Origin of the sequence: Geobacillus vulcani PSS1 (assembly GCF_000733845.1) — a bacterium.
Taxonomy (GTDB): domain Bacteria; phylum Bacillota; class Bacilli; order Bacillales; family Anoxybacillaceae; genus Geobacillus; species Geobacillus vulcani.
The window spans coordinates 2,934,186-2,955,654 of record NZ_JPOI01000001.1; the positions used below are offsets into that span (position 1 = coordinate 2,934,186).

A 21,469-nucleotide genomic window follows, 5' to 3' on the forward strand; every position below is an offset into this window, starting at 1 on the left:
TCCTTATTTATACCCCCTGCAGCTGCCGATCCCAAGGGAACGGCATTTAACTGCTTACCGCCTCTGCCTCGAACTCCCCGACAACTGATTGATATCCGTTGTTATCCGGGTACGCTTCTTCACGCTGCAACCCCAGTTTTTCCATAATCGGCAAATCATTGGCGCAGAAGAGAAGCGCATCCTCATTAGACGTGTTCACATGTTCATGCCAGGCCCAGTTCGGAATGACGAAATAGTCGCCTTTTGTCCAGTTGAACCGGACACCGTTAATGACTGTATATCCTTCGCCTTTGAACACGTGATAAATCGCTGAATACGTGTGGCGGTGCGCCTTTGAGTGATAGCCGACTGGCAATTTTTGCATCCAAGCAGCAATGTTCGGGTTGGCCGTATGACCATTTGATGGATTAATGTACTCGACCCCAATGCCATCATACGGATCCGGTTCAAAATCACTTAACCCCGTCAATGCCGCTTCAGTCTGTTTCCACTTGTACAACCCAAGCGGTGCGACTTGCGGCTTCCGGTCGCCAATCGGCCGAACCATGCCGCCGCGATACTTGCGCGCCGAGTAATCATCCGGAAGCGACGGCTGCTCAATGCCATCCGGGTACGGTTCAAAGAATGTACCGCCTGTCGAATAAATAAATGGGATATCTAAACAATCCATCCAGAACATCGGCTCTTCCCCCGGGTGGCTATGGCCATGCCATAATCCGCCTGGGGTGATGAGAAAATCTCCTTCTTCCATAAACAGACGTTCGCCCTGGACGATCGAATACGCCCCTTTTCCGTCTGTGATAAACCGCATGGCGCTTTGTGTATGGCGATGCGACGGTGCTGTTTCACCCGGCAAAATAAGTTGAACAGCCGCATATAGCGTGTTGGTCGTTGATGCCCATCCCCAGGGCTGCCGCTGCTTGAGCCCGGGATTTTGCAAGTAAATGGCTCGCCGTTCTCCGCCGCGCTCTGGTGTGAAAATTTGCGTGGCCTCCAGAAGTAATTCGCGGATCGTTTCTCCCTTCCATAAGTACGGCACTGCTTCCGGCCTCGGTTCTGTATGCATCAAATCCGGGATTGCCTCCCAAAGCGGACCTAAATGATACTGTTCAATTTTTTTCGTAAAATCTTTCACCTCTTTACTTTGAAAAAACGGATTCATTTCTGCCATAAAAATTCCCCCTCCTCATTGTTTCGATTGCATAGCTTCATATTTATGCAAATTTCGTTCAATTTGGCGTAAATGGCCAGTCAAATGTTCAGTCAAAAAATGCTCAATTAAAAACGTCATCGGCTTCACGCCAAATTTCGGATTGCGGTGTGGCGCTTCCAACGCCAACTGTTCGTCATTTAGCGCCGCCAGTTGTTGATCGGCCAATTCCGCCGCCTCCTGAATCCCGTGAATCACCTCATCGACATGGCGGACGTCCGCTTGGCGAACCGCCGCTAGCCTCGCTTCATCATTGAGCCCCCGTCCCCACTCGCAGCCGCCAGCTTGAATGACACGAACAAGTTCCCTTATCCAGTAGCCGATCACTTCTTCAACGTGACAAAGGATTTCCATGATGGACCATTCGTCGGCAGACGGTTTCCAGCGGATCTCTTCTTCTGTCAACGTGCCAACTTTTTGGATGATCTTCTCGACCGACTCTTTAATTTCTTGGCGGTATTGCTCGATCAATGGCATGACGATTCCACCTCCATCGGACTCGGTACAGCGGCGACCCGGTTCTCGAGTACGCCAATGTTCTCCACTTCAATACGCACAATATCCCCGTGCTGCAAAAAGACTTGCGGATTGCGGGCAACGCCGACGCCGCCCGGCGTTCCGGTGCAAATGACATCGCCCGGTTCAAGCGTCATGATATGCGACAAAAATTCTACAAGATAATGAACACTAAACACCAAGTTTTTCGTATTCGACCGTTGGCGTTCTTCTCCATTAACACTCAATGAAATTTCTAAGGAATGCGGATCGGGAATTTCATCTTTTGTTACAAGCCATGGTCCCATCGGCGCGCTCCCATCGAGCGTTTTTCCTTGCAGCCATTGGATCGTCCGCCGTTGCAAGTCCCGTGCTGTCACATCATTGACAATCGTATACCCGGCCACATACTCGAGCGCATCCGCCTGCTTTACATTCCGCGCTCGTTTGCCGATGACGAACGCAAATTCCGCCTCGTAATCGAGCTGACTCGTGATCGGCGGCAACGGGATGTCATCTTCCGGACCGATGATCGCATTGCTAAACTTGGCAAAAATGACAGGGTATTCAGGCAGTTCTCGTTTCATTTCGAGAATATGCTCACGGTAATTATGGCCGACGCAAATGATTTTGTTTGGCTTTAACACCGGCGCTTCCATTTTGACATGGGCGCGGTCGATCGTCAGCCCATGTGCCAAGGCGAATTCAACCGCTTTTTGCGCCTCTTCCAAACTTTTCTCTCCGCCTTCAAGCAGCCCGATGGTATCGGTTGGAACAAGCGCGGCGGCAAGTTGCTCGGCGCGCGGATGCCCATCGGCTTTTAACCGGGCCACATACGCTTGATGGAGATCGATGACTTTGTCTTCAACGATGCACCCAGCGCGCACCGCATCCCCCAATCGGTAGTTGATGATTTTCATCCTTGTCCCTCCTTATGTGTGATCATGGCCGCCGTCTGCCGCACGTTCTCACGAAGCTCCGCCGGGATGGGAGCGGCTTTCGGCCTGCCTCCAGCGAATGTCGTCCACACCCGCACCTCATACCCGTCAGCCACAAGCTGGTCCCCGCGGAAAAACTGATGCTGGATGCGGAACGATTTTTCTCGCAGATCAGCGATAGATGACTTCACACAAACGTGATCTTCAAAAAAGAGCGGGGCAAGAAACTGACATTTCGCTTCCACAATCGGTATCCCGATTCGCTCCTCTTGAAACCATTTCCATGTCGAATGCCCAAGGCTGGCGAAAAAGTGGTGAGACGCTTCGTCCATCCACTTATAAAAATTCGGGTAAAAGACGATGCCTGCCGCGTCGGTATCCCCCCAGCGAACTTGAAAAGCGTACTCCATCGCGTTTCCTCCTGTTCAATATTTCGTCGACAGTTGCGGCGGGCCCGATTTCGGTCCATACGGTCCTTCATCAAGCCATTTGCCGAGACTTGGCAAAATCGGAGCAAGCGAAGCTGCTACTTCACGCTTCAGATGAATGGCCGGATCGGTGCCTTGAATATGCTCTAAGGCGATGCCTGCGCAATCGCGATTGTATCTTGCCGCGATCAGCCGCTCGTTGGCCGCTGCCGCAATGGCTGCTTTTGCTTCTTCGCGGTCTTCTGTGTCAAGAGCGGCCCGAATCGCTTTCGCCGCCATGATCGCATCCGGCACGCCGGAGTTCATGCCGCGGGCGCCAAACGGGGCAAACAAGTGCGCAGCCTCCCCGGCTAACAGCACACGATGATGGCGGTCGGTAAGTGATTTAGCAACCACTTGGAAAAAGCGGTACGTTGACACCCATGTGATGCGGTCTGCGTATTTGTCCGGCATCACTTTCGGCAGCCATTGTTTCACGCCTTCCACACTGCCGAACTGTTCCGGGTCATCCCCATCAAGCAGCTGCAAGTCAATGCGCCATCCACCAGCAAACGGTACAAAGAGGACGTTGCGCCCATCCACAGCCGGGTGTTGATAATGAAACACTCGCTCGAGCGGCAACGGATCCGCTTCATCTTCCTTCACATCGACGACAACAAAATAATCTTTCGTCCGCGGCCCTTCCATTTCAATGCCGACCGATTGGCGGACGGTCGAGCGCGCTCCGTCAGCAGCAATGAGATAATCGCACGACCACCGTTCACCGGATGCGGTGATGACAGTGACTCCTTCCTCATCGGTCTGGACATTGGAAACCGGCGTCTCCCAGACGAATTCGACCCCCTCCTCAAGGCAGGCGTTATACAAAAATTTTTCCGCTTCCACCTGCGGCAAACTCGTAAACGGCGGAAGCGCGTTCGGATCAGGAGACGGATATCGCTTTACATACACTTCCTTGCCGCGGAACAATGTGCGCTTAATCGGCCATACGATGCCATGTTGGGCAAAGGTTCTGCCTAGCCCGGGAGAAATATCCTCTAAATGCTGCAATGTCGCCTTATGAAAATAGATTGCCCGACTTCCTGGGCGAAGGCGGTCTTTTGGTTCCGCTTCCAATATGGTCGCGGGAAGTCCGACATGACGCAATGCTAAAGCAGCAGTCATTCCGATCGGTCCCGCCCCGACAACGAGAACAGAGCGCCGTTGAACGTTAGCTTGGCTCATCGTCCCTTCTCCCTTCTTTCCTATGACTTTTGTTTCCTTACTCAATTAACCCACTTGTTGTTGGTGATTGCGCTCATCGATGACTCGCTTGGCCTTCATCGAAAAACGGGGCAATGATCCCGGCGCGACCCGTTCGACATCAATTCGAATGCCGATCCGTTCTCTGAGACGGTCGGCTAAACGCCATTCGACATCCGCTTCTGACTCGATTTGCACTTTTACTTGATTCATTTTGTGCTCTGTATAATAGACAATGCGAAATTCTTTAATCTCTATAAATTCCCTGACAACCGTTTCAATCGACGATGGGAAAATATTGACACCACGAACAACAACCATGTCGTCAGCCCGTCCAATGATCCCTCCCGGCAAAAAGCGATACGGATTACCACAAGAACATGGCGCTGACGAACAAAGCACGATATCTCTCGTCCGATAACGGATCAGTGGGTAACCGTAACGGCTGAAGTTGGTGAGCACGAGTTCTCCGCGCTCCCCTTCTTTCACTGGTTGCAGTGTTTCTGGATCGATAATTTCCGCCAGAAATTGTGCTTCGTTAATATGAAGCCCGTTTCGGACCGAACAGGAGTAACCGTACGCTCCCATTTCCGTCATCCCGGCATGATCGTACACGGCAGCTCCCCAGCGCGTTTCAATCTGCTCTCGCGTTGATGGCACTGATCCGCCCGGCTCTCCTGCGGTGATGATGGCTCTAACCGACGTCGATGGTAAATCAATGCCCATCTCCTCAGCCACCTCGGCTAAATGAAGGGCATAGCTTGGCGTACAAAGCAATACGGTCGCTTGATTTTCAATCATGCTGTACAATCGCTCCTTCGACGACTGTCCGCCTCCTGGGATAACAAGCGCCCCCATTTTTTTCGCCGCCTCATAGGCGGACCAAAAACCGATAAACGGTCCGAACGAAAACGCCAAAAACAAGCGGTCTCGATTTGTCACTCCGCTTGATTTCAACACTTCAACCCAACAATCCCGCCACCAGTTCCAGCTTTCTTCTGTATCCAAAATTTTGAGCGGCTTGCCGGAAGTGCCTGATGTTTGGTGGTAGCGGACATAACTCGTTTCCGGGTAACAGTGATTCCGGCCAAATGGCGGGTAAAGCTGTTGGTCTTGCACAAGCTCTTCTTTCGTTGTAAACGGCAATTTCCGGAACTCCTCCATCGTCCGGATCGGCAAACAAAGGCTGCGGAACTTCTCCTTATAAAACTCGTTAAACTGGGTGACAAAGATGAGCAATTCATTGATTTTTTGCAGCTGATACTGCTTTAAATCGAGTTCCATCTCCCGAACCGACAACCCCATCCCGTTTCCCATCCCCTCTTTTCTATTTTGTTCTTAATGAAGTTGATAATATTTAAAACGTTCTGAAAGTTATGTTATACTATTATTGTCCCATATAAAAGTTTTATATTCCTCTATACGAAACATCGTAAGATTTTTTGAAAACGATTTCTTTTAAGCGAAGGAGGAAGGGAAACTCATGGGAGTGCGCAAAACTCGAACGTCTTTTTCTTCGTTAGAAAATGCGTTGAGACTGCTGCAGCTGTTTTCGATGGATGAAACAGAACTTAGCATCATCGATATTTCCGAGAGGCTGAATATCAGCAAAAGCGCCGCCCACCGGCTGCTGCAAACGTTAAAAAGCGAGGGATTTGTCAAAAAAGACGCGAAAACCAATCTATATTCCCTCGGTGCTTCTTTACTAGCAATGAGAAAAATCATTCATTCCCGCTTTCCGATTTGCCAGATTGCTCTTCCTTTCTTGCAAGAACTTGTTTCGGTATCAGGAGAAAGCGCACATATCGCCACGTTGCACGGTGCTGATGTCATTTATTTGCACAAAGTAGAATGTGATCATCCGGTTCGCCTTCTTTCTTACGTAGGCAAAAAAAATCCAGCGTTTTGCACAAGCACCGGTCAAGCCATTCTTGCTTATCAGCCGAGGGAAACGATCGACCGCATCATCGCCCGTGGACTTCCTTCGTTTACACCAAGAACGATCACCTCGCCATCGGCGCTTCTTGAAAAATTAACGCAAGTAAAACAACAAGGCTATGCCATCAGCAAAGAAGAACTTCATGAAGGGGTAACGTCAATCAGTGCTCCCATTCGTCACCGTAACGGTGAGGTGCGCTACTCTGTTTCCATCGCCGGACCAATCCAACGCATCAATGACCGTTCCATCCCTCATCTCGTACAGCTTGTCATGCAAACAGCCCATGCGATTTCTGCCAAACTGTAAAAACGATCCACCGAACTTATAGAACAAGCACAGATGTGATGAAAAAACAAAAGGAGGATCCTTACTTTGGAAAAAATTACTGATACTCTTTCCTCTGTAAAAAACGGGATGCGCATTTTGCGTTTATTTTCTGTTGAAACGCCGGAACTAGGCGTTACGGAGATGGCTCAACGACTCGGGCTGCACAAGACGACCGTACATCGATTAGCCACGCTATTAGAAAAAGAAGGATTTCTTGAACAAAATAAAAAAACTCGCAAATACCGCCTTGGCCTTTCCATTTTGCATTTAAGCGGAGTGGTTGATTTGCATACAGAAATATTTCAAGACGCCGTTCCGATCCTGGAATCTTTGATGAAAGAGGCTAATGAAGCTGTTCATTTATCTGTGTTGGAAGACGATCGAATTGTTTACCTGTACAAAATAGAATGCCCGCACCCAGTGCGCCTGCTCTCTCATATCGGCCGAAGCAACCCGTGTACGTGCACAAGCTCGGGTAAAGTCATTCTAGCATTCAGTCCGAAATCGATAGTAGAAAGCATTCTCCGCCGCGGGTTGCCAAAATACGGACCGAACTCGGTGACCGACCAAAACGAGTTTATCCGCCAGTTAGCAGCCATCCGCCAGCAAGGGTACGCCGTCTGCATCGATGAACTCCATGAAGGAGCGACAAGCATCGCCGCCCCTATTCGCGACTATTCCGGTGAAGTCGTCGCCGCCGTCAGCATCGTCGGGCCAAATCAGCGGATTACTCAAGCAAACATTCTCCGTTTGGTTCAGCTCGCTTGCCAAGCCGCCCGCGACATTTCATTGCTGCTTGGATATTATGAATAAAGCTTTCTCTAACCAAGTGCAACCAATGACGAAAAAGATGGACTTCTTCCATATTATTACAAAAAGCCTGGAAGATCCGACTAAACCTGATCTCCCAGGCTTTCCCTTCATTAAAATGGATACGTTCTTGCCTTCGTCTGCACGGACACCCATTTCACTGTCGTAAATTCATCGACCACCCACGGATTTCCAAAACGGCCTAAGCCGCTTGCTTTATTGCCGCCAAACGGAATGTTTGGAGCGTCATTAACCGTCTGATCGTTAATGTGTGTCATTCCGCTGTCAATTTGCAACGCCCACTCTTTTCCTTTTTCAATATCACCCGTAAAAATAGCGGAACTGAGTCCGTATTCCGTTTGGTTAGCAATGGAGATTGCCTCTTCGTCTGTTTTCGCTTTAATCACCACCGCAATGGGGGCAAACAGTTCTGTTTGGGCGAGCTTGCTTGCTGGATCGACATCAACAAACACATATGGGGTCAACACATTGCCGATCCGCTTTCCTTCCAAGGCCACTCGGACTCCTTCCCGCTTGGCTTCTTCAATCATCTGCAGCGCCTTTTGCATTTGCTTTTCGTTGATGATTGGCCCAATCACGGTGCTTGGGTCGCGCGGATCGCCGCACGGAAGCGCAGCCGCCCTTTGCACGAACTTCTCGACGAATTCGTTATATTTGCTTTCATGGACAATAATGCGGTTGATGATCATGCAAATTTGTCCTTGATGAATAAACTTGCCAAAAATCGCTGCATTCACTGCTTGATCTACATCCGCATCGGATAAAACAACAAACGGACTATTTCCCCCTAATTCCAATGCCACTCGTTTTAACTGTCTGCCGGCAATCTCACCAATTCGTCTGCCTACCGTCGTCGACCCGGTAAAACTGATAAGGCGTGAATGTGGATTGGTCAACATCTCATCGCCAATCTCATCAATGTCGGTTAACAAAACGTTCAATACCCCTTTCGGCAGCCCAGCGTACTCAAACGCTCGAGCAATCACCACACCCCCGACGAGTCCAACTTGAATATCGGGTTTATGCACGACGGTATTGCCCAAGGCAATCGCAGGAACAATCGTGCGCAGCGATAAATTTAACGGGAAGTTAAATGGAGAAATGGAAGCAATCACCCCTAACGGCAACCGATAAATGTAGTTGACTTTCCCCTCTATGTTAGAAGGCACCTCTTTTACAGCTCCAACCTCATCAACATAATGTAGCGCCTCTTCCAAAAGCTCAAGCGCCAAATGAAACTCCACGTTCGCTTTCAGCAGTGTTCCGCCTGTTTCGCGGACAATCAAGTCGACGATCTCCTCACGATTTGCTTGCAAATAGGCCATCGCTTTGTGCAACACTTCTTTTCGTTGGCCCGCTGAAGAACGCCCCCACTCCTTTTGCGCTTCGCTCGCCGCTTCAAATGCCCGATGAAGCTGTTCTGCTGTAGCCAACGGGATAGAGGCAATAACCGATCGATCATACGGATTCAAAATATCATAGGTACGGCCGCTTTCTCCTTCCACCCATTCTCCATTAATAAAGCTTTTGTTCCATTGTTCGTACCGTTCCATCTTCTTTCACTCCCTCTATCATGTTTATAAATCTAATAATTTTAATTTCTTTCAATAATATATAAGTTGTAATAAAGAATTTCCGATCTCCATGCCTCGTCTTTATCACCTGACAAGCTGGCACGGTAACAAGAAGATCGAACAATGCCATGTAAAACAAAATTGCAACTTATATAGATAACGCTTTCAACCGTGAGACCACAAGCGGATCCTCTACCTCATAGAGTTATATTATTTGTTTCGGACACCCGAGAGGGTAGTTGTTTCAAATGACTGGAATTGCCCACATTATCAAAACTCCCAAATCTCTCCTGAACGCAAAGTAAGGCGAGAGCACCTATTATACTTGGAACTGCGAAAACCATAAATGTTTTTTGTGGCGCAAGTCCTACCGCTAAAATTAAGGCGATCAACGTAGGAGCTACGACAGCACCAATTCTGCCAACCCCTAACGCCCATCCGATTCCTGTAGCCCTTGCTTCCTTAGGATAATACTCTGAGATATAAGGATTGGCTAAATTTTGTGTGCCGACTGTGCATGCTCCCCCCATAGCTACAAGTACGTATAACATAAACAGATTTGAAGTCGCTCCCAAAATCACGAAACATACTGCCCCTAATATATACATCGAAACTAATACTTTTCTATGACCGAGCTTTCCCGCTAAGAAACCACCGATCAACGAACCAGCAACTTGACCTATACATAGAACTATATTGAATACCAATCCCGATGAAAGACCATAACCAGACTGTTGCATAATTTTCGGAAGCCATGTATTTAAGCCGTATACCATTAATAAACAACTAAATACAGCGATCCAAAAGGCAAAGGTGCTAATGGCCCGTTGTTTTTCAAACAACTTTTTGACTGGAAATCCCTTGGACTCATTTTGAATCTCTTCAAAACAATAATCATCTTCTTCCGTATAATCACCAAGGGGATTTATACGATTTAAGATGCTACTCAGTTTCTTGGTTTGTCTTTTCAAAATGTAAAATGAAAGAGATTCTGGGAACTGTTTTAGGAGAAACGGAAGAACCAGCAGCGGAAACCCACCGACCCAATACAGAATTCTCCATCCTACTTCCGGAACTGCATATATTCCTAGCAACGATACTAGGATCCCACCGATAGAGTATCCACAGTACATTGTGGCGACAATAATCGTCCTGTTCGCCTTCGGGGAGTACTCTGTCATTAAAGAAATAGCATTAGCTGGTAACCCACCAATTCCTAATGCAGCAATAAAGCGCATAATAGTAAAAGCAATAGGACTATCAATTACTCCACCTAGAAATGTAAAGATACTGAATATGGTCATACATATGATCAACACTTTTTTTCTTCCTATTTTGTCTGCTAAAGGAGCAAATACTAACGCACCGATTATCATTCCGATCAGTGAATAGCTTCCTATAGCGCCGGCCTGAACCACTGTCAAATTCCATTCTTTCATGAGTAAAGGCAAGCTTACTCCATATAAAGCAATGTCATATCCATCAAAAGTAATTGCAAAAAAACACCATAGATAGACCATAAGGTGAAATTTATTAAACTTACTAGTCGCCGCAACTTCCAATGCATTGACCTGACGCATCTTGATCCCCCTAATAACTTTAATATTCGCGCGACTGCAAAAAGCCAACCTACTTGGACAGGTTAGAAGTATATTACCTCCTTTACGACCGAAGCTTCTCATAATGTTACCACTCTTCTTGGACAGTAGGAAGATGAACGTCCAATACAGCCGCTCTCCCCTCTTCCAATGCCCTTAACCCACTCTGTAAGGCATCTTTCAGTTCATCAGGGCTTTTAACAGTCCTAGCGTAAGCTCCTCCGGCTGCCTCTGCGATTTTTGCCAGGTCTGCAGATGGCTCAAAACTCACCCAAAATTCATTTATTTTTCGTGCTGCCCCGTTCGGATGCACGCCTAATGTGGATAATTTAGGAGATTTCCATCCTTTGTTGTTGTATATAACAGTCAAAAATGGAGTTTGATATCTTCTAGCCATCCAGTGAACAGTAGAAGGGATGCTAAATAAATAGCTTCCATCTCCTGTTAAGTTAATAACCTTCTTATGCGGCAAGGCCAATTTTACTCCTATGCTAGCTCCACCGTTCCATCCTAGTGAGCCTGCACCACTTCCGATAATAGATCCAGGCTTTGTCGCTCCAATATGTCTATATATCGTTTCATAATTAGAGATTCCTTCATTAACGATAATCGTGTTATCATCAACAAGTTCCCTAATGCACGCAGTTAAATACTCAGAGGTAATGATGCCCTCCCTATACGACTCTTTTTCTTTCCATTCCTTTCGTTGCTCGTGATGAATCCGCTCGACCCACTTATATCTTTTCTGTACTGCATCCCAATTTACAGGAGTTTGCCGCAATAACCCATTTAGTTGTTTCAATGCTGTAAAGGAGTCCGCCCTAAAAAAGTGCTGAGAGGGAATGTACCATAATGGCATCTGTTCTTTAAGAGGATCTACGTCAATATAGTAAATTTTACAATATTCTGGCGGCTTATTTTTTATAGGAATCCACGGTACATCGCTATCTAAGACTAGTATAACGTCTGCTTTAGTTAATAACATATTTTGGTCTTGTGAGTTCCATAAATAACCACAGTGCATAGGATGATTGCTTGGAAAGTTCATGTAATTAGGAACCGATTCAATAACCGGTATGGACAAGCGATCACTTAGCTCTACAAGTTCATCAACCGCTTTAGCATTTCTCCCCAAATAGGACGTTATAATTAACGGGTTATCTGCGTTTACCAAACTGCTCACAATTTCCCTTGCCCCTTCCTCAGGGAGGGCGGATGGCCGAATCGGCTCCCACAACGCTGGATTAACTGTAACTCTACCAGTTTCTTCTTCCATTACCTCCCGAGGTCCAACTAAATATACTGGACCTTTTGGATCACTTTGGGCAATCTGTAACGCCCGATGCACCAATTGCTTTACATTTTTTCCTGATCGAATTTCGTTATTGTACTTAACGTATCCCCTTACTATCCCTCTTTGATCAAAGACATCCTGTATCCAATGGATAAACTCGTTTCTACTTCCCACCATTTCTCCTTCCTGCGTGAAAGGAGAAGCGCCAGCAAAAATGAGTACAGGGATTCTCCCTTTTGCCGCATTATGGATAGCTCCGCCAAGATTTTGTGTACCACATTCAACATGCACGAGAACTGCCTGAGGCTTTCCAGTAACCTGCGCAAATCCATGCGCTGCACTGAGTGCTACCATTTCATGTGGACAAGTGATCACTTTAGGAAGCTCGATCCCCTTCTGACTAGCCTCTGCTAGACCTTCTATAATCGCAGGATGATCGCTACCTAAGTTACAAAAGATATAGGATACACCAGCTTCTTGCAGAGCCTCTAAAAAAGCGGTGCCGGTAGTATATTTATCGAACACTTTCTCCCCCCCTTTTTTTCACTAGCTCCCTTTCCCCTCTTCTCGTGACAGTTTATTATTCCCTATATTCGCCATAGCTCACCTCAAGCGAACATTAAACCCCTCCCCCCAATTATTAAATTAACTTTTATTTTAAATATTAAAAATATTATTAATATTATTTTAATACATAAATTGTTTCGCATGGAAACCTTGCATTCCTCTATATGAAATAAAACTAGAAATCGTATGGCTACTCTTGATTAGGAAACGATGCTGTGGGAATCTCTCATCCCGTAATAGCAGCTTTATCAATTTCTTTGGATAATACCTAACAAGTCTGAAAGATGATCCTTTTCCTTCAAACTCAACATTAAGTTGGATGTGCATACTGTGGCAATCATCAGTTTTTGATCAAAAATGTCTAACTCGAAACCCCTAGATACTTATGCCTGACATCTTCATTGGCCATCAATTCATTCGGCGAACCGCTCCATACAATTTTCCCTTTATTCATGACCAAAATTTCATCTGCTGTTTTGCAGGCGAGGGCGATATTTTGCTCCACAATCAAAATCGACAACCCCGCTTCTTTCAACTGAACGATAATCTCCCCAACCTGGTCAATAATGATCGGCGCCAGCCCTTCAGACGGTTCATCCATTAACAAAAGCTCGGGATTGGTCATCAGCGCTCGCCCAATCGCCAGCATTTGCTGCTGGCCGCCTGACAACTGCGTGCCTAAGTTGTTCTCCCGTTCCTTTAAGACAGGAAACAACTGATAAACATTCTCCAGCTCCCAATGGCCGCGTCCTTCCTGCTCTCGTTTCCGCGCCGGCATCGTCAAATTTTCTTTTACCGTCAACGACGGAAAGATTCTCCTCCCCTGCGGCACAAACCCGATGCCAAGGCGAGAAATTTGATGGGGAGGAAGCGATTCAATCGATCGATCTTTGAACCGAATGCTTCCTTGTCTTGCCTTATGCAACCCGACAATTGTATGAATGGTAGTCGTTTTTCCTGCTCCGTTCCGTCCAAGCAAAGCGACGCATTTTCCTTTTGGAACAGAAAAGCTGACTCCCTGAAGAATGTAACTCGTTCCATAGTACGAGTGAACATCTTGGAGCTCAAGCATATTGTTTCGCTCCTCCTCCAAAGTAAATTTCTTTGACCATCTCATTGTTTCTGATCTCATCTGGGGAGCCGCTTAACACCACTTCCCCATGGTGCAGAACTGTGATGCGGTCCGCAATGGCAAAGACAACGTCCATATCGTGTTCAATAATCACCAGCGCTATAGAGCGAGGCATCTTTTGAATCATTGCCGCTGTCTGCGCCGTTTCCGCCGGCGACATTCCTGATGTCGGTTCGTCGAGCAAAAGAACCTTCGGATTGCTGGCCATGGCCAACAACACTTCAAGCAATCGCTGCTCCCCATAAGAAAGATGTTTCACCTTTACATGACGACGATTGAAAATTTCCCACTGTTCCAAAATATCATTGGTTTCCTTGCGTATGTCCGACCGGGCAGTCAGTGGTAAAAAAATATCGTACCGATACACTTTTTTTGCTGCAAGCGCCAAATGAATATTTTCTTCCACTGTCAAGTCGCCAAATAAGTTGTTTTTTTGGAACGTCCTTGACATACCTAAATGGACAAGATGATGGGCAGGAAGTTTGCTGATCTCTTTTCCGTCCAAATACACAGCACCGGTGTCAATAGGCAGGATGTTCGTTATGCAATGGAAAAGCGTCGTTTTCCCAGCACCGTTCGGTCCAATGATGACATGGCGCTCCCCGTGGTTCACCTCCAAAGAAACATCGCGCAGCACTTGCAACGTTTTAAACGACTTGCTAATGTTTTCTACTCTAAGCAAGCTCAATGGACAGCCTCCCCCTTTTTTACCGGCTGTTGCGAAACCGCCTCACCGGTCCGTTTGCGTGAAACCAAAAGACGCCTTCCGTGTTGCAGCCAATGAATAAGCCCTCCTTTTCCAGCAAGAACAAGAGCGACAAGCAATACTCCCATGATCATCGGCCATCTTTCGGTATACGTGCTCATAAAGTTTTGCAAGTAAATAAAGATGCTGGCGCCAAGTGCTGGCCCAAGCAACGTGCCTACTCCGCCGATAATCGCCATCACCATCACTTGCCCAGAAAACATCCAGCTGGACAAATCCGGCGAAACGAATACATTAAAATAGGCATAGAGCGCACCGGCCAGTCCTGCCAATGATCCAGACAATGTATAAACAAGCAGTTTGTAAGCTCGAACGTTATGACCGAGAGCGCTCATTCGCGCCTCATTTTCCATCACACCTCTCGTAATCCTTCCTGCTGGTGATTCAACAAACAGGTGCAAAAGAAAGTAAGAAATGACAAAAGCGAGTCCCATGACATAATAGAGACCATTCGGAGATACAATTTCTCCAAACCCAAAATTCATGACAGCGGAAACGGACATTCCGTCTGCCCCGCCTGTCCAAGTCTTTAATTGCCAAAACAAAACATACAACAATTGTCCAAAAGCGAGAGTAATCATTAAAAAGTAAAACTTGGACGTACGAATAAACACAACTCCGGTGACTAAGGCAATAAGCCCTGAAATAACCACAGCCAGCAGAAGCAACAAATATGTATTTGCTACGTGCTGACCGATAACGGCCACTGTATAAGCACCAATGCCAAAAAAACCGGCGTGCCCAAGCGACACCATTCCTGCATAGCCCATGATCAACCCAAGGCTCATCGCAAAAATGGCCATAATGTAGATCTCCGTTGCCAAGTTGATCCCGAAATCTGACAAAACGAGCGGCATAGCAAAAACAAGAGCAATCAACAACACAGCACCAAACAACAACTTTTTCACTCTATACCACCTCTCTTCCAAACAACCCTTGCGGTCGAACGATAAGAACCATCATCATGATGAGGAACACGATCAACATAGACAAAGAGGGGAACCATACTTTTCCAAAGGTTTCAATCACTCCGACTGCAATCGCACCAATAAACGAGCCCTTCCATGACCCCAGTCCGCCAATGACGACGACAATAAGGGACGTGACAAGAATTTCATTGTCCATGCCCGTATACATGCCGATCAACGGCCCGCCCAATACGCCGCTTAATCCTGCCAGCGCCGCTCCAAAAGCAAACACTCCAGTAAACACAAGTCCAACATTAACACCAAGTGCGCTAACCATGGCACGGTCGTCCACACCCGCGCGGATAATCGCTCCGATACGTGTTTTCGTTTCCAAGTACCATAGCAACCAAGCCAATAAACACCCAACCAAAACAACGAACAGCCGATACACCGGAAACTCCGTGCTTCCAATGGATAATGACCCACTCAACAAATCCGGTGTTGGAAGCGTATGCATTTCCGTGCCCCATATCCATTCAACAGTATCGGCAATGATAAAACTTAACCCGAAGGTCAGCAACACTTGTTCAAGCTCTTTGCCATATACAGGCTTAATCAGCCATTTTTCCAGCACTAATCCCAATACAGCAGTCAGAAAAACAGCTAGAAGCAAAGAAATCCAAAAGCTTAGTTCATCATTGATAAACGTAAACGCAATATAAGCGCCAAGCATAAACAGCGTTCCGTGAGCAAGATTCACAACATTCATGACCCCAAGGATAATCGTCAAACCAGCGGCAATCATGAAATAGAGCATCCCATAGGCTACTCCTGTGAGCAACTGTGCTAGAATGGCAGACACCTCTCATCCTACCTTTTTTTCTAAATTTTCAGTTCTAGTGCTAATTTTTTAGGAAGGAGGAGACGACCATCTCCTCCTTGCTGGTGAATTAAAATGGTGAGTCCTCGGGCATCTTGACATTCTCTACGGTCTCCATGATTTGGGGAACGATGGCACCGTCTTTTAAAACATTTTTTGAAATATAGAAATTTTGAACTGGGTTATGTGTTGCCGGATCGATCGTAATTTTACCACGCGGGCTATCGAGAGAAATGCCTTTCAAGACTTTAATCAAATCCTGAGAGTTTAAACTTCCAGCTTTATTTATCGCTTGATCAATCGCTGCCGCTGAGTCGTATCCTTGGACGGCAAAAATATTTGGCAATTTTCCATATTTCTCTTTATAAGCTTCAACAAATTGTTTATTTTGTTCGTTGTCTAAGTACGGTGAATAGTTAATCCCAGCGATGATGCCTTCAGCCGCTTCCCCAGTAGGCTGAGTTAAAAGCTCATCCCCAAACTCCAGAGAACCTGTCAACGGAATCTTCCCTTTCAAACCAAATTCTTTATACTGAGTAATAAACCTAATGCCGTCGCTTCCAGTAAAGAACGCGTAAATGAAATCCGGTTTTTCCGCTGACGCCTGCTGAAGATACGGGGCGAAATCGTTCGTGTTCAACTTCGGATAAATTTCTTTCAAAACTTTTCCACCCGCTGCTTCAAAGGTAACCTTGAACGCCCGAAGCACTTCCTTCCCAGCTGGGTAGTCCGGAGCAAGGATAACGGCTTTTTTGCCGACTTGTTCTGCTAAATATTTCGCGGTGCTGCTACCGTTTTGCCAGTTCGAGAATGAGACACGGTAGACGTAATCGCTCTTTTTGCTCCACGAAAGATCATCACCAGCAGCGTTGGCATCGATTAGCACTTTTTTGTCCTTTTCGACTTCATCACGCAAGGCATACGCAACCGCTGAAGAAATCGGTCCTACAAGGATATCAGCTTTTTCACCATGAACTAATTGCCGATATTTACGCAAAGCCACCTGTGGGTTCGCTTCATCATCTTCCACCTTCATTTCAACCTTCTTTCCACCAAGCATCCCGTTATGCTGTTCTAAATACAGTTGAAAACCGTTGATGATCCCTTCGGATAGAGGAGCAAACGTACCGGTTTGCGAAAGAATAAAACCGATTTTGACCGATCCCCCTGAATCTCCTCCATTGCCCTTATCTGAACCGGATCCACTCGATGTGTTACTTTGCGCACATCCCGCCGTCATGAGCAAGGCGGCCATCACCATCATCCCCATTGCCCGTTTCCAAAACCCTTTCGTTTTCCTCATTCTTCTCGCCTCCTTTGGTTATTAAAGCGTTTTCATTTTTTGTAAAGTGAATCAATCACCAATCAAGAAAATGAAAACCCATCCCCAGCGCATGCCACGGAATATATTGTAAATATTTAAAAGATTACAACTATTATATTAATGCAAAAGTTGTTGCGTATGAAAGCGCTGTACTCCTCTATATGAAACAAAACTAAAAGCAATGTTTTTTCAGCAGGAAACCAAATGAAACAACTTTCACGAGTGCTGTGCAGTCTGTTGCGGAACGTACAACGTCTTGTATTGGACAGGGGCAGGTTCGAACGTCATTACCACATTCCCACTGCCGGATGATTGGCCATACCCATAATAACGGCTGTGATAGTTTTCTTGAATGACACCAAGCAAGGCGGCCAAGTGGCGGCCTCCGGATTCAACACCGGCTGCTCGCGCGTATTGCGGAAGCATGTTCCAAGCGGCTCGCACACGATTGTTTTGTAAATATTGCAAAAATTCTCGGTCCAACGCCTGCTCGGCCAATGTCGGTAGCGCCTCGGGTCGCCGAACGAGGTTATGCGCTAACGCACCGCTACATACAAACATCGTCTTTTTCTTGCTTTCACGCAACACTTTGCCGATCACTTGTCCCCACGTATACGTTTCTTCCAAGTTGGCTGCCCACGTCACCGATAGACTAATAACAGCGATATCCTCATTTGGCACTAAGTAGCGAAGAGGAACGACCGTCCCGTAATCCCAAATGTAGGTTGGATCGTTGACTTCAACGACCCGAAGCCCTGCTTCTTTCCCCACCTTCACAAGTTGTTTACCAAGCTCTTCATCCCCTGGATAATCGTAAGGGACATCAGCAATCAAATCCGGACATTCTACAGCGGTCAATATCCCCTTATGTCTTGGGGTGGCATCAACGAAATGGTCGAAACTTGACATCCAATGGCACGAGATCAAAACAAGGGTATCCGGTTTGACTTGCTCGACGATTTTCGCCACTTCGTGCATTCCTTTGACGAGTTCATGTTGAAACTCAGGAGTGCGATCCTCAAAACACATTCGCGGCGTATGCGGAACAAGCATGGCTAACTCCAAACTCATCGTGATTTTTCCTCCTCTTCCATTTTCATTGTTTATCGGACATTGGGATACCGGCGACACCCCAATGAGATTTTGGCACTTCTGACACGATGACCCGCACGTTTTCCTTTGGCGAGCCTAAAACAGTGCTGATTGTATCAGTTACTTCGCGAATGACTCCTTGAATCTTTTCTTCCGGCCTTCCTTCGAGCAAATAGATATGAACAATCGGCATGCGGATCATCCTTTCCTTAATCTGTCGCTCGGAACGAAACCGTTCCTAATTGATCGAACTGGGCAAACACGACATCCCCTGCCACAAAGCGGACAGCTTCCGTCATCGCTCCAGCTAAAATGATTTCCCCAGCTTTCAGTCCTTCCCCTTTTCTGGACAGCATGTTAGCCAGCATGGCAATCGCGTTAGCTGGATGCCCCAACACCGCCGCACCAGCACCGAACGCCTTTCCTTCACCATTGATTGATAAACTCACTCCAAGCAAGTCGAGTTCAAGGGCGCTTGGAGAAACAAGGCGGCTTCCGAATACGACTCGGGATGAGGAAGCGTTGTCGGCAATCACATCCATCAGCGTAAATTGAAAGTTAGTATAGCGGCTATCAATAATTTCTAAAACCGGGATGATATACTGCGTTGCCTCTAAAATGTCTGCCGCGTCAATATTCGGCCCTTTAACATCTTCTTTTAAAATGAAGGCGATTTCCGCTTCCACCTTCGGATGGATCAGCTCATTCATGGCCACCGTCCCCCCGTTAGAGACGACCATATAATCGAACACATATCCGTAGATCGGCTCGTTCACCCCCATTTGCGCCATTTTCGCGGCGCTCGTCAATCCCATTTTTGGGCCGATGATGCGATAGCCGTTCTCCCGTTTCATCGCCACGAGCCGCTCTTGAACAGCATACGCCTCCTCAACCGTCATGTTTGGATATTGAACAGTTAGGCGAACAATTTCTCTCTTCTCATATTCAGCATTCAGAAGCTCCACAGCGAGTTTTCCATAGTCAAGAGAGGTCATCGCCACTCTCCCTCCCCGACAGTAGCCTTTTGGCGTGCCATTTCAGCAGCGACATCGACAATCATATCTTCTTGACCGCCAACAACCTTTCGACGGCCAAGTTCGATTAAAATATCGCGGACATCGATGCCAAACATTCGAGCGGCCCGTTGCGCGTGAAGAAGGAAGCTTGAATAAACCCCCGCATATCCGAGAGTCAAACTGTCGCGCGTAATCTCCTGAGCTTTTGGCAAGATCGGTGCCACAAGCTGCTCGGCCAAATCCATCATTTTATACAAATCAATGCCGGTCGGAATGCCCATCCGATCCAACACCGCAACAAGCACTTCCGTCTGCGTGTTCCCAGCGCCAGCCCCTAAACAGCGAACACTGCCGTCAACGCGCGTCGCTCCTTCCTCGATCGCGGCTAATGTATTGGCCATCGCCAATGACAAATTGTTATGAGCGTGGAAACCAACCTCAATTCCAAGACTTTCCCTTAATGCACGAACGCGCTCTTTCACTTCATGCGGCAAGAGGGCGCCGGCTGAATCTACGACATAGACGACATCCGCTCCGTAGCTTTCCATAAGCTGCGCTTGATGGACAAGCACCTCCACAGGCGCCATATGCGACATCATTAAAAACCCGGCTGTTTCCATTCCAAGCTCCTTCGCTGCGGAAATATGTTGGGCTGAAATATCTGCCTCGGTCACATGAGTGGCGACGCGTACCATTTTCGCTCCTAAGCGAGCGGCCTGTTTCAATTCCTTAACCGTTCCGATGCCAGGAAGAAGAAGCACTGCAATTTTGGCCTGCCGACAAACTGCCACAGCTGTTTCAATCAGTGCAAATTCATCGGTACGCGACAATCCATACTGCAGCGAAGACCCGCCCAAACCATCTCCGTGCGATACTTCAATATACGGAACGTTCGCTTCATCGAGCGCTTTGGCGATCATGGCCACTTGCTCCGTTGTATATTGGTGGGCGATGGCGTGGCTGCCGTCACGCAATGCCACTTCTGTAATCGTAATTGCTCGCTTCATCGTTTTCCCTCCTCAGCCAACAACTTCGACAGTCGATGTTTCGCGACTTCTTCCGCCACTTTCACCGCAGCGGCAGTCATAATATCCAAGTTTCCGGCATACTTCGGTAAATAATCGCCCGCTCCTTCGACTTCAATCATCACCGTCACCTTATTCCCTTCAATGATCGGACTTGTGCGCAACCGATAGCCGGGAACGTACGAACGAATGGTTTCTACCATTTCCTCGATCGAATCGCAAATTTCGCGCGCCGCTGCTTTATTTCCTTCCACAAGTGCATAAATCGTATTTCTCATCAAAATGGGTGGCTCAGCCGGGTTGAGAATAATGATGGCTTTTCCGCGCTTTGCCCCACCGATTTTTTCAAGCCCTCGAGCAGTCGTTGCTGTAAATTCATCAATGTTCGCTCTTGTCCCTGGCCCTGCGCTTTTGCTTGAAATCGTCGCGACAATTTCAGCGTAAGCGACCGGTTGGACGCGTCCAATGGCATGAACGATCGGAATCGTCGCCTGTCCACCACATGTGATGAAGTTAATGTTGGTTTCTTCTAAATGGTCCGTTATATTAACAGGCGGCACAACAAACGGTCCAACGGCCGCCGGCGTCAAATCAAAGACGACCCTCCCGATCCGCTTCAACAGCTTTGCATGACGGATGTGCGCTTTCGCCGACGTCGCATCAAAGACGAAATCCGCCCATTCCGGGTGTTCTAAAAACGTTTGAATGCCGCTGTCAATGACGCGATACCCTTTCTCCCGCGCCAGACGCAACCCTTCCGACTGCGGATCGATCCCAATTACTGTCGTCAACCGCAACACATCCGAACGCTCAAGCTTCAACATCAAGTCAGTTCCGATATTTCCAGAACCAAGAATCGCTACATTGATCTTCTCCACAGTCT

21 protein-coding genes are annotated in these 21,469 nt (G+C 47.3%); 2 read left to right on the plus strand and 19 right to left on the minus strand.

Going from position 1 to position 21,469, the window contains the following annotated elements; all coding sequences use genetic code 11:
* Nucleotides 1-46 precede the first annotated feature (46 nt).
* The 6 genes from N685_RS0115795 to N685_RS0115820 are packed head-to-tail and all read right to left on the minus strand — an operon-like array spanning nucleotide 47 to nucleotide 5,630.
* Nucleotides 47-1,171: a cupin domain-containing protein gene (locus N685_RS0115795; protein ID WP_031409939.1), complete on the minus strand. Its 1,125-nt coding sequence runs from the start codon at nucleotides 1,169-1,171 to the stop codon at nucleotides 47-49.
* Nucleotides 1,172-1,186: 15 nt separating this feature from the next.
* Nucleotides 1,187-1,687, minus strand: coding sequence for a DinB family protein (locus tag N685_RS0115800; protein ID WP_031409941.1), 501 nt, complete (start codon nucleotides 1,685-1,687; stop codon nucleotides 1,187-1,189).
* On the minus strand, nucleotides 1,678-2,625 hold the full coding sequence (locus N685_RS0115805; RefSeq protein WP_031409942.1) for a fumarylacetoacetate hydrolase family protein: 948 nt from the start codon (nucleotides 2,623-2,625) through the stop codon (nucleotides 1,678-1,680). The genes N685_RS0115800 and N685_RS0115805 overlap by 10 nt, the downstream gene beginning before the upstream one ends.
* Nucleotides 2,622-3,053: an acyl-CoA thioesterase gene (locus tag N685_RS0115810; protein WP_031409944.1), complete on the minus strand. Its 432-nt coding sequence runs from the start codon at nucleotides 3,051-3,053 to the stop codon at nucleotides 2,622-2,624. The genes N685_RS0115805 and N685_RS0115810 overlap by 4 nt, the downstream gene beginning before the upstream one ends.
* Before the next feature lie 15 nt (nucleotides 3,054-3,068).
* Nucleotides 3,069-4,295, minus strand: coding sequence for an FAD-dependent monooxygenase (locus tag N685_RS0115815; RefSeq protein ID WP_031409946.1), 1,227 nt, complete (start codon nucleotides 4,293-4,295; stop codon nucleotides 3,069-3,071).
* 45 nt (nucleotides 4,296-4,340) lie between these two features.
* Complete coding sequence (locus tag N685_RS0115820) at nucleotides 4,341-5,630, minus strand: phenylacetate--CoA ligase family protein (RefSeq protein ID WP_237746917.1); 1,290 nt, start codon at nucleotides 5,628-5,630, stop codon at nucleotides 4,341-4,343.
* 166 nt (nucleotides 5,631-5,796) lie between these two features.
* On the opposite strand from N685_RS0115820, the gene N685_RS0115825 reads away from it, so the two are divergent.
* Both N685_RS0115825 and N685_RS0115830 read left to right on the plus strand, forming a co-directional pair.
* Nucleotides 5,797-6,558, plus strand: coding sequence for an IclR family transcriptional regulator (locus tag N685_RS0115825; protein WP_031409949.1), 762 nt, complete (start codon nucleotides 5,797-5,799; stop codon nucleotides 6,556-6,558).
* 66 nt (nucleotides 6,559-6,624) lie between these two features.
* Nucleotides 6,625-7,392: an IclR family transcriptional regulator gene (locus N685_RS0115830; RefSeq protein WP_031409951.1), complete on the plus strand. Its 768-nt coding sequence runs from the start codon at nucleotides 6,625-6,627 to the stop codon at nucleotides 7,390-7,392.
* A 110-nt stretch (nucleotides 7,393-7,502) separates the two neighbouring features.
* On the opposite strand, the gene N685_RS0115835 is transcribed toward N685_RS0115830, so the two are convergent.
* The 13 genes from N685_RS0115835 to N685_RS0115895 all read right to left on the minus strand — a co-directional run bounded on the left by N685_RS0115835 (nucleotide 7,503) and on the right by N685_RS0115895 (nucleotide 21,464).
* Nucleotides 7,503-8,963: an aldehyde dehydrogenase family protein gene (locus N685_RS0115835; protein WP_031409953.1), complete on the minus strand. Its 1,461-nt coding sequence runs from the start codon at nucleotides 8,961-8,963 to the stop codon at nucleotides 7,503-7,505.
* 218 nt (nucleotides 8,964-9,181) lie between these two features.
* Nucleotides 9,182-10,570, minus strand: coding sequence for an MFS transporter (locus tag N685_RS0115840; protein ID WP_031409955.1), 1,389 nt, complete (start codon nucleotides 10,568-10,570; stop codon nucleotides 9,182-9,184).
* A gap of 100 nt (nucleotides 10,571-10,670) precedes the next feature.
* Nucleotides 10,671-12,401 carry a thiamine pyrophosphate-requiring protein gene (locus N685_RS0115845; protein WP_031409957.1) on the minus strand — a complete coding sequence of 577 codons (1,731 nt, stop codon included), beginning with the start codon at nucleotides 12,399-12,401 and terminating at the stop codon, nucleotides 10,671-10,673.
* 403 nt (nucleotides 12,402-12,804) lie between these two features.
* The gene (locus tag N685_RS0115850; protein ID WP_031409959.1) at nucleotides 12,805-13,515 is read right to left on the minus strand and encodes an ABC transporter ATP-binding protein; all 711 of its coding nucleotides are present in this window, start codon (nucleotides 13,513-13,515) and stop codon (nucleotides 12,805-12,807) included.
* Entirely contained in the window at nucleotides 13,508-14,263 is a 756-nt protein-coding gene (locus N685_RS0115855) for an ABC transporter ATP-binding protein (protein WP_031409961.1), read from the minus strand. The genes N685_RS0115850 and N685_RS0115855 overlap by 8 nt, the downstream gene beginning before the upstream one ends.
* Nucleotides 14,260-15,249: a branched-chain amino acid ABC transporter permease gene (locus tag N685_RS0115860; protein ID WP_031409962.1), complete on the minus strand. Its 990-nt coding sequence runs from the start codon at nucleotides 15,247-15,249 to the stop codon at nucleotides 14,260-14,262. Before N685_RS0115860 ends, N685_RS0115855 begins: the two co-directional genes overlap by 4 nt.
* Before the next feature lies 1 nt (nucleotide 15,250).
* Nucleotides 15,251-16,111, minus strand: coding sequence for a branched-chain amino acid ABC transporter permease (locus tag N685_RS0115865; protein ID WP_031409965.1), 861 nt, complete (start codon nucleotides 16,109-16,111; stop codon nucleotides 15,251-15,253).
* Between the two features lie 88 nt (nucleotides 16,112-16,199).
* The gene (locus N685_RS0115870) at nucleotides 16,200-17,432 is read right to left on the minus strand and encodes an ABC transporter substrate-binding protein (protein ID WP_031409968.1); all 1,233 of its coding nucleotides are present in this window, start codon (nucleotides 17,430-17,432) and stop codon (nucleotides 16,200-16,202) included.
* A gap of 237 nt (nucleotides 17,433-17,669) precedes the next feature.
* A complete protein-coding gene (locus tag N685_RS0115875) occupies nucleotides 17,670-18,524 on the minus strand; it encodes a DODA-type extradiol aromatic ring-opening family dioxygenase (RefSeq protein ID WP_031409969.1) in 855 nt (284 codons plus the stop codon).
* A gap of 25 nt (nucleotides 18,525-18,549) precedes the next feature.
* Nucleotides 18,550-18,747, minus strand: coding sequence for a 4-oxalocrotonate tautomerase (locus N685_RS0115880; protein WP_222427768.1), 198 nt, complete (start codon nucleotides 18,745-18,747; stop codon nucleotides 18,550-18,552).
* A 7-nt stretch (nucleotides 18,748-18,754) separates the two neighbouring features.
* A complete protein-coding gene (locus N685_RS0115885; RefSeq protein WP_031409973.1) occupies nucleotides 18,755-19,540 on the minus strand; it encodes a 2-keto-4-pentenoate hydratase in 786 nt (261 codons plus the stop codon).
* Nucleotides 19,537-20,568: a 4-hydroxy-2-oxovalerate aldolase gene (dmpG, locus tag N685_RS0115890; protein WP_031409975.1), complete on the minus strand. Its 1,032-nt coding sequence runs from the start codon at nucleotides 20,566-20,568 to the stop codon at nucleotides 19,537-19,539. Before dmpG ends, N685_RS0115885 begins: the two co-directional genes overlap by 4 nt.
* A complete protein-coding gene (locus tag N685_RS0115895) occupies nucleotides 20,565-21,464 on the minus strand; it encodes an acetaldehyde dehydrogenase (acetylating) (protein ID WP_031409977.1) in 900 nt (299 codons plus the stop codon). Before N685_RS0115895 ends, dmpG begins: the two co-directional genes overlap by 4 nt.
* Nucleotides 21,465-21,469: the final 5 nt, after the last annotated feature.

Coding starts and splice junctions, on each gene's coding strand:
- N685_RS0115795 (WP_031409939.1), bottom strand. CDS start 1,171: ATGGCAGAAATGAATCCGTTTTTTCAAAGTAAAGAGGTGAAAGATTTT.
- N685_RS0115800 (WP_031409941.1), bottom strand. CDS start 1,687: ATGCCATTGATCGAGCAATACCGCCAAGAAATTAAAGAGTCGGTCGAG.
- N685_RS0115805 (WP_031409942.1), bottom strand. CDS start 2,625: ATGAAAATCATCAACTACCGATTGGGGGATGCGGTGCGCGCTGGGTGC.
- N685_RS0115810 (WP_031409944.1), bottom strand. CDS start 3,053: ATGGAGTACGCTTTTCAAGTTCGCTGGGGGGATACCGACGCGGCAGGC.
- N685_RS0115815 (WP_031409946.1), bottom strand. CDS start 4,295: ATGAGCCAAGCTAACGTTCAACGGCGCTCTGTTCTCGTTGTCGGGGCG.
- N685_RS0115820 (WP_237746917.1), bottom strand. CDS start 5,630: ATGGGAAACGGGATGGGGTTGTCGGTTCGGGAGATGGAACTCGATTTA.
- N685_RS0115825 (WP_031409949.1), top strand. CDS start 5,797: ATGGGAGTGCGCAAAACTCGAACGTCTTTTTCTTCGTTAGAAAATGCG.
- N685_RS0115835 (WP_031409953.1), bottom strand. CDS start 8,963: ATGGAACGGTACGAACAATGGAACAAAAGCTTTATTAATGGAGAATGG.
- N685_RS0115850 (WP_031409959.1), bottom strand. CDS start 13,515: ATGCTTGAGCTCCAAGATGTTCACTCGTACTATGGAACGAGTTACATT.
- N685_RS0115870 (WP_031409968.1), bottom strand. CDS start 17,432: ATGAGGAAAACGAAAGGGTTTTGGAAACGGGCAATGGGGATGATGGTG.
- N685_RS0115875 (WP_031409969.1), bottom strand. CDS start 18,524: ATGAGTTTGGAGTTAGCCATGCTTGTTCCGCATACGCCGCGAATGTGT.
- N685_RS0115880 (WP_222427768.1), bottom strand. CDS start 18,747: ATGATCCGCATGCCGATTGTTCATATCTATTTGCTCGAAGGAAGGCCG.
- N685_RS0115885 (WP_031409973.1), bottom strand. CDS start 19,540: ATGACCTCTCTTGACTATGGAAAACTCGCTGTGGAGCTTCTGAATGCT.
- dmpG (WP_031409975.1), bottom strand. CDS start 20,568: ATGAAGCGAGCAATTACGATTACAGAAGTGGCATTGCGTGACGGCAGC.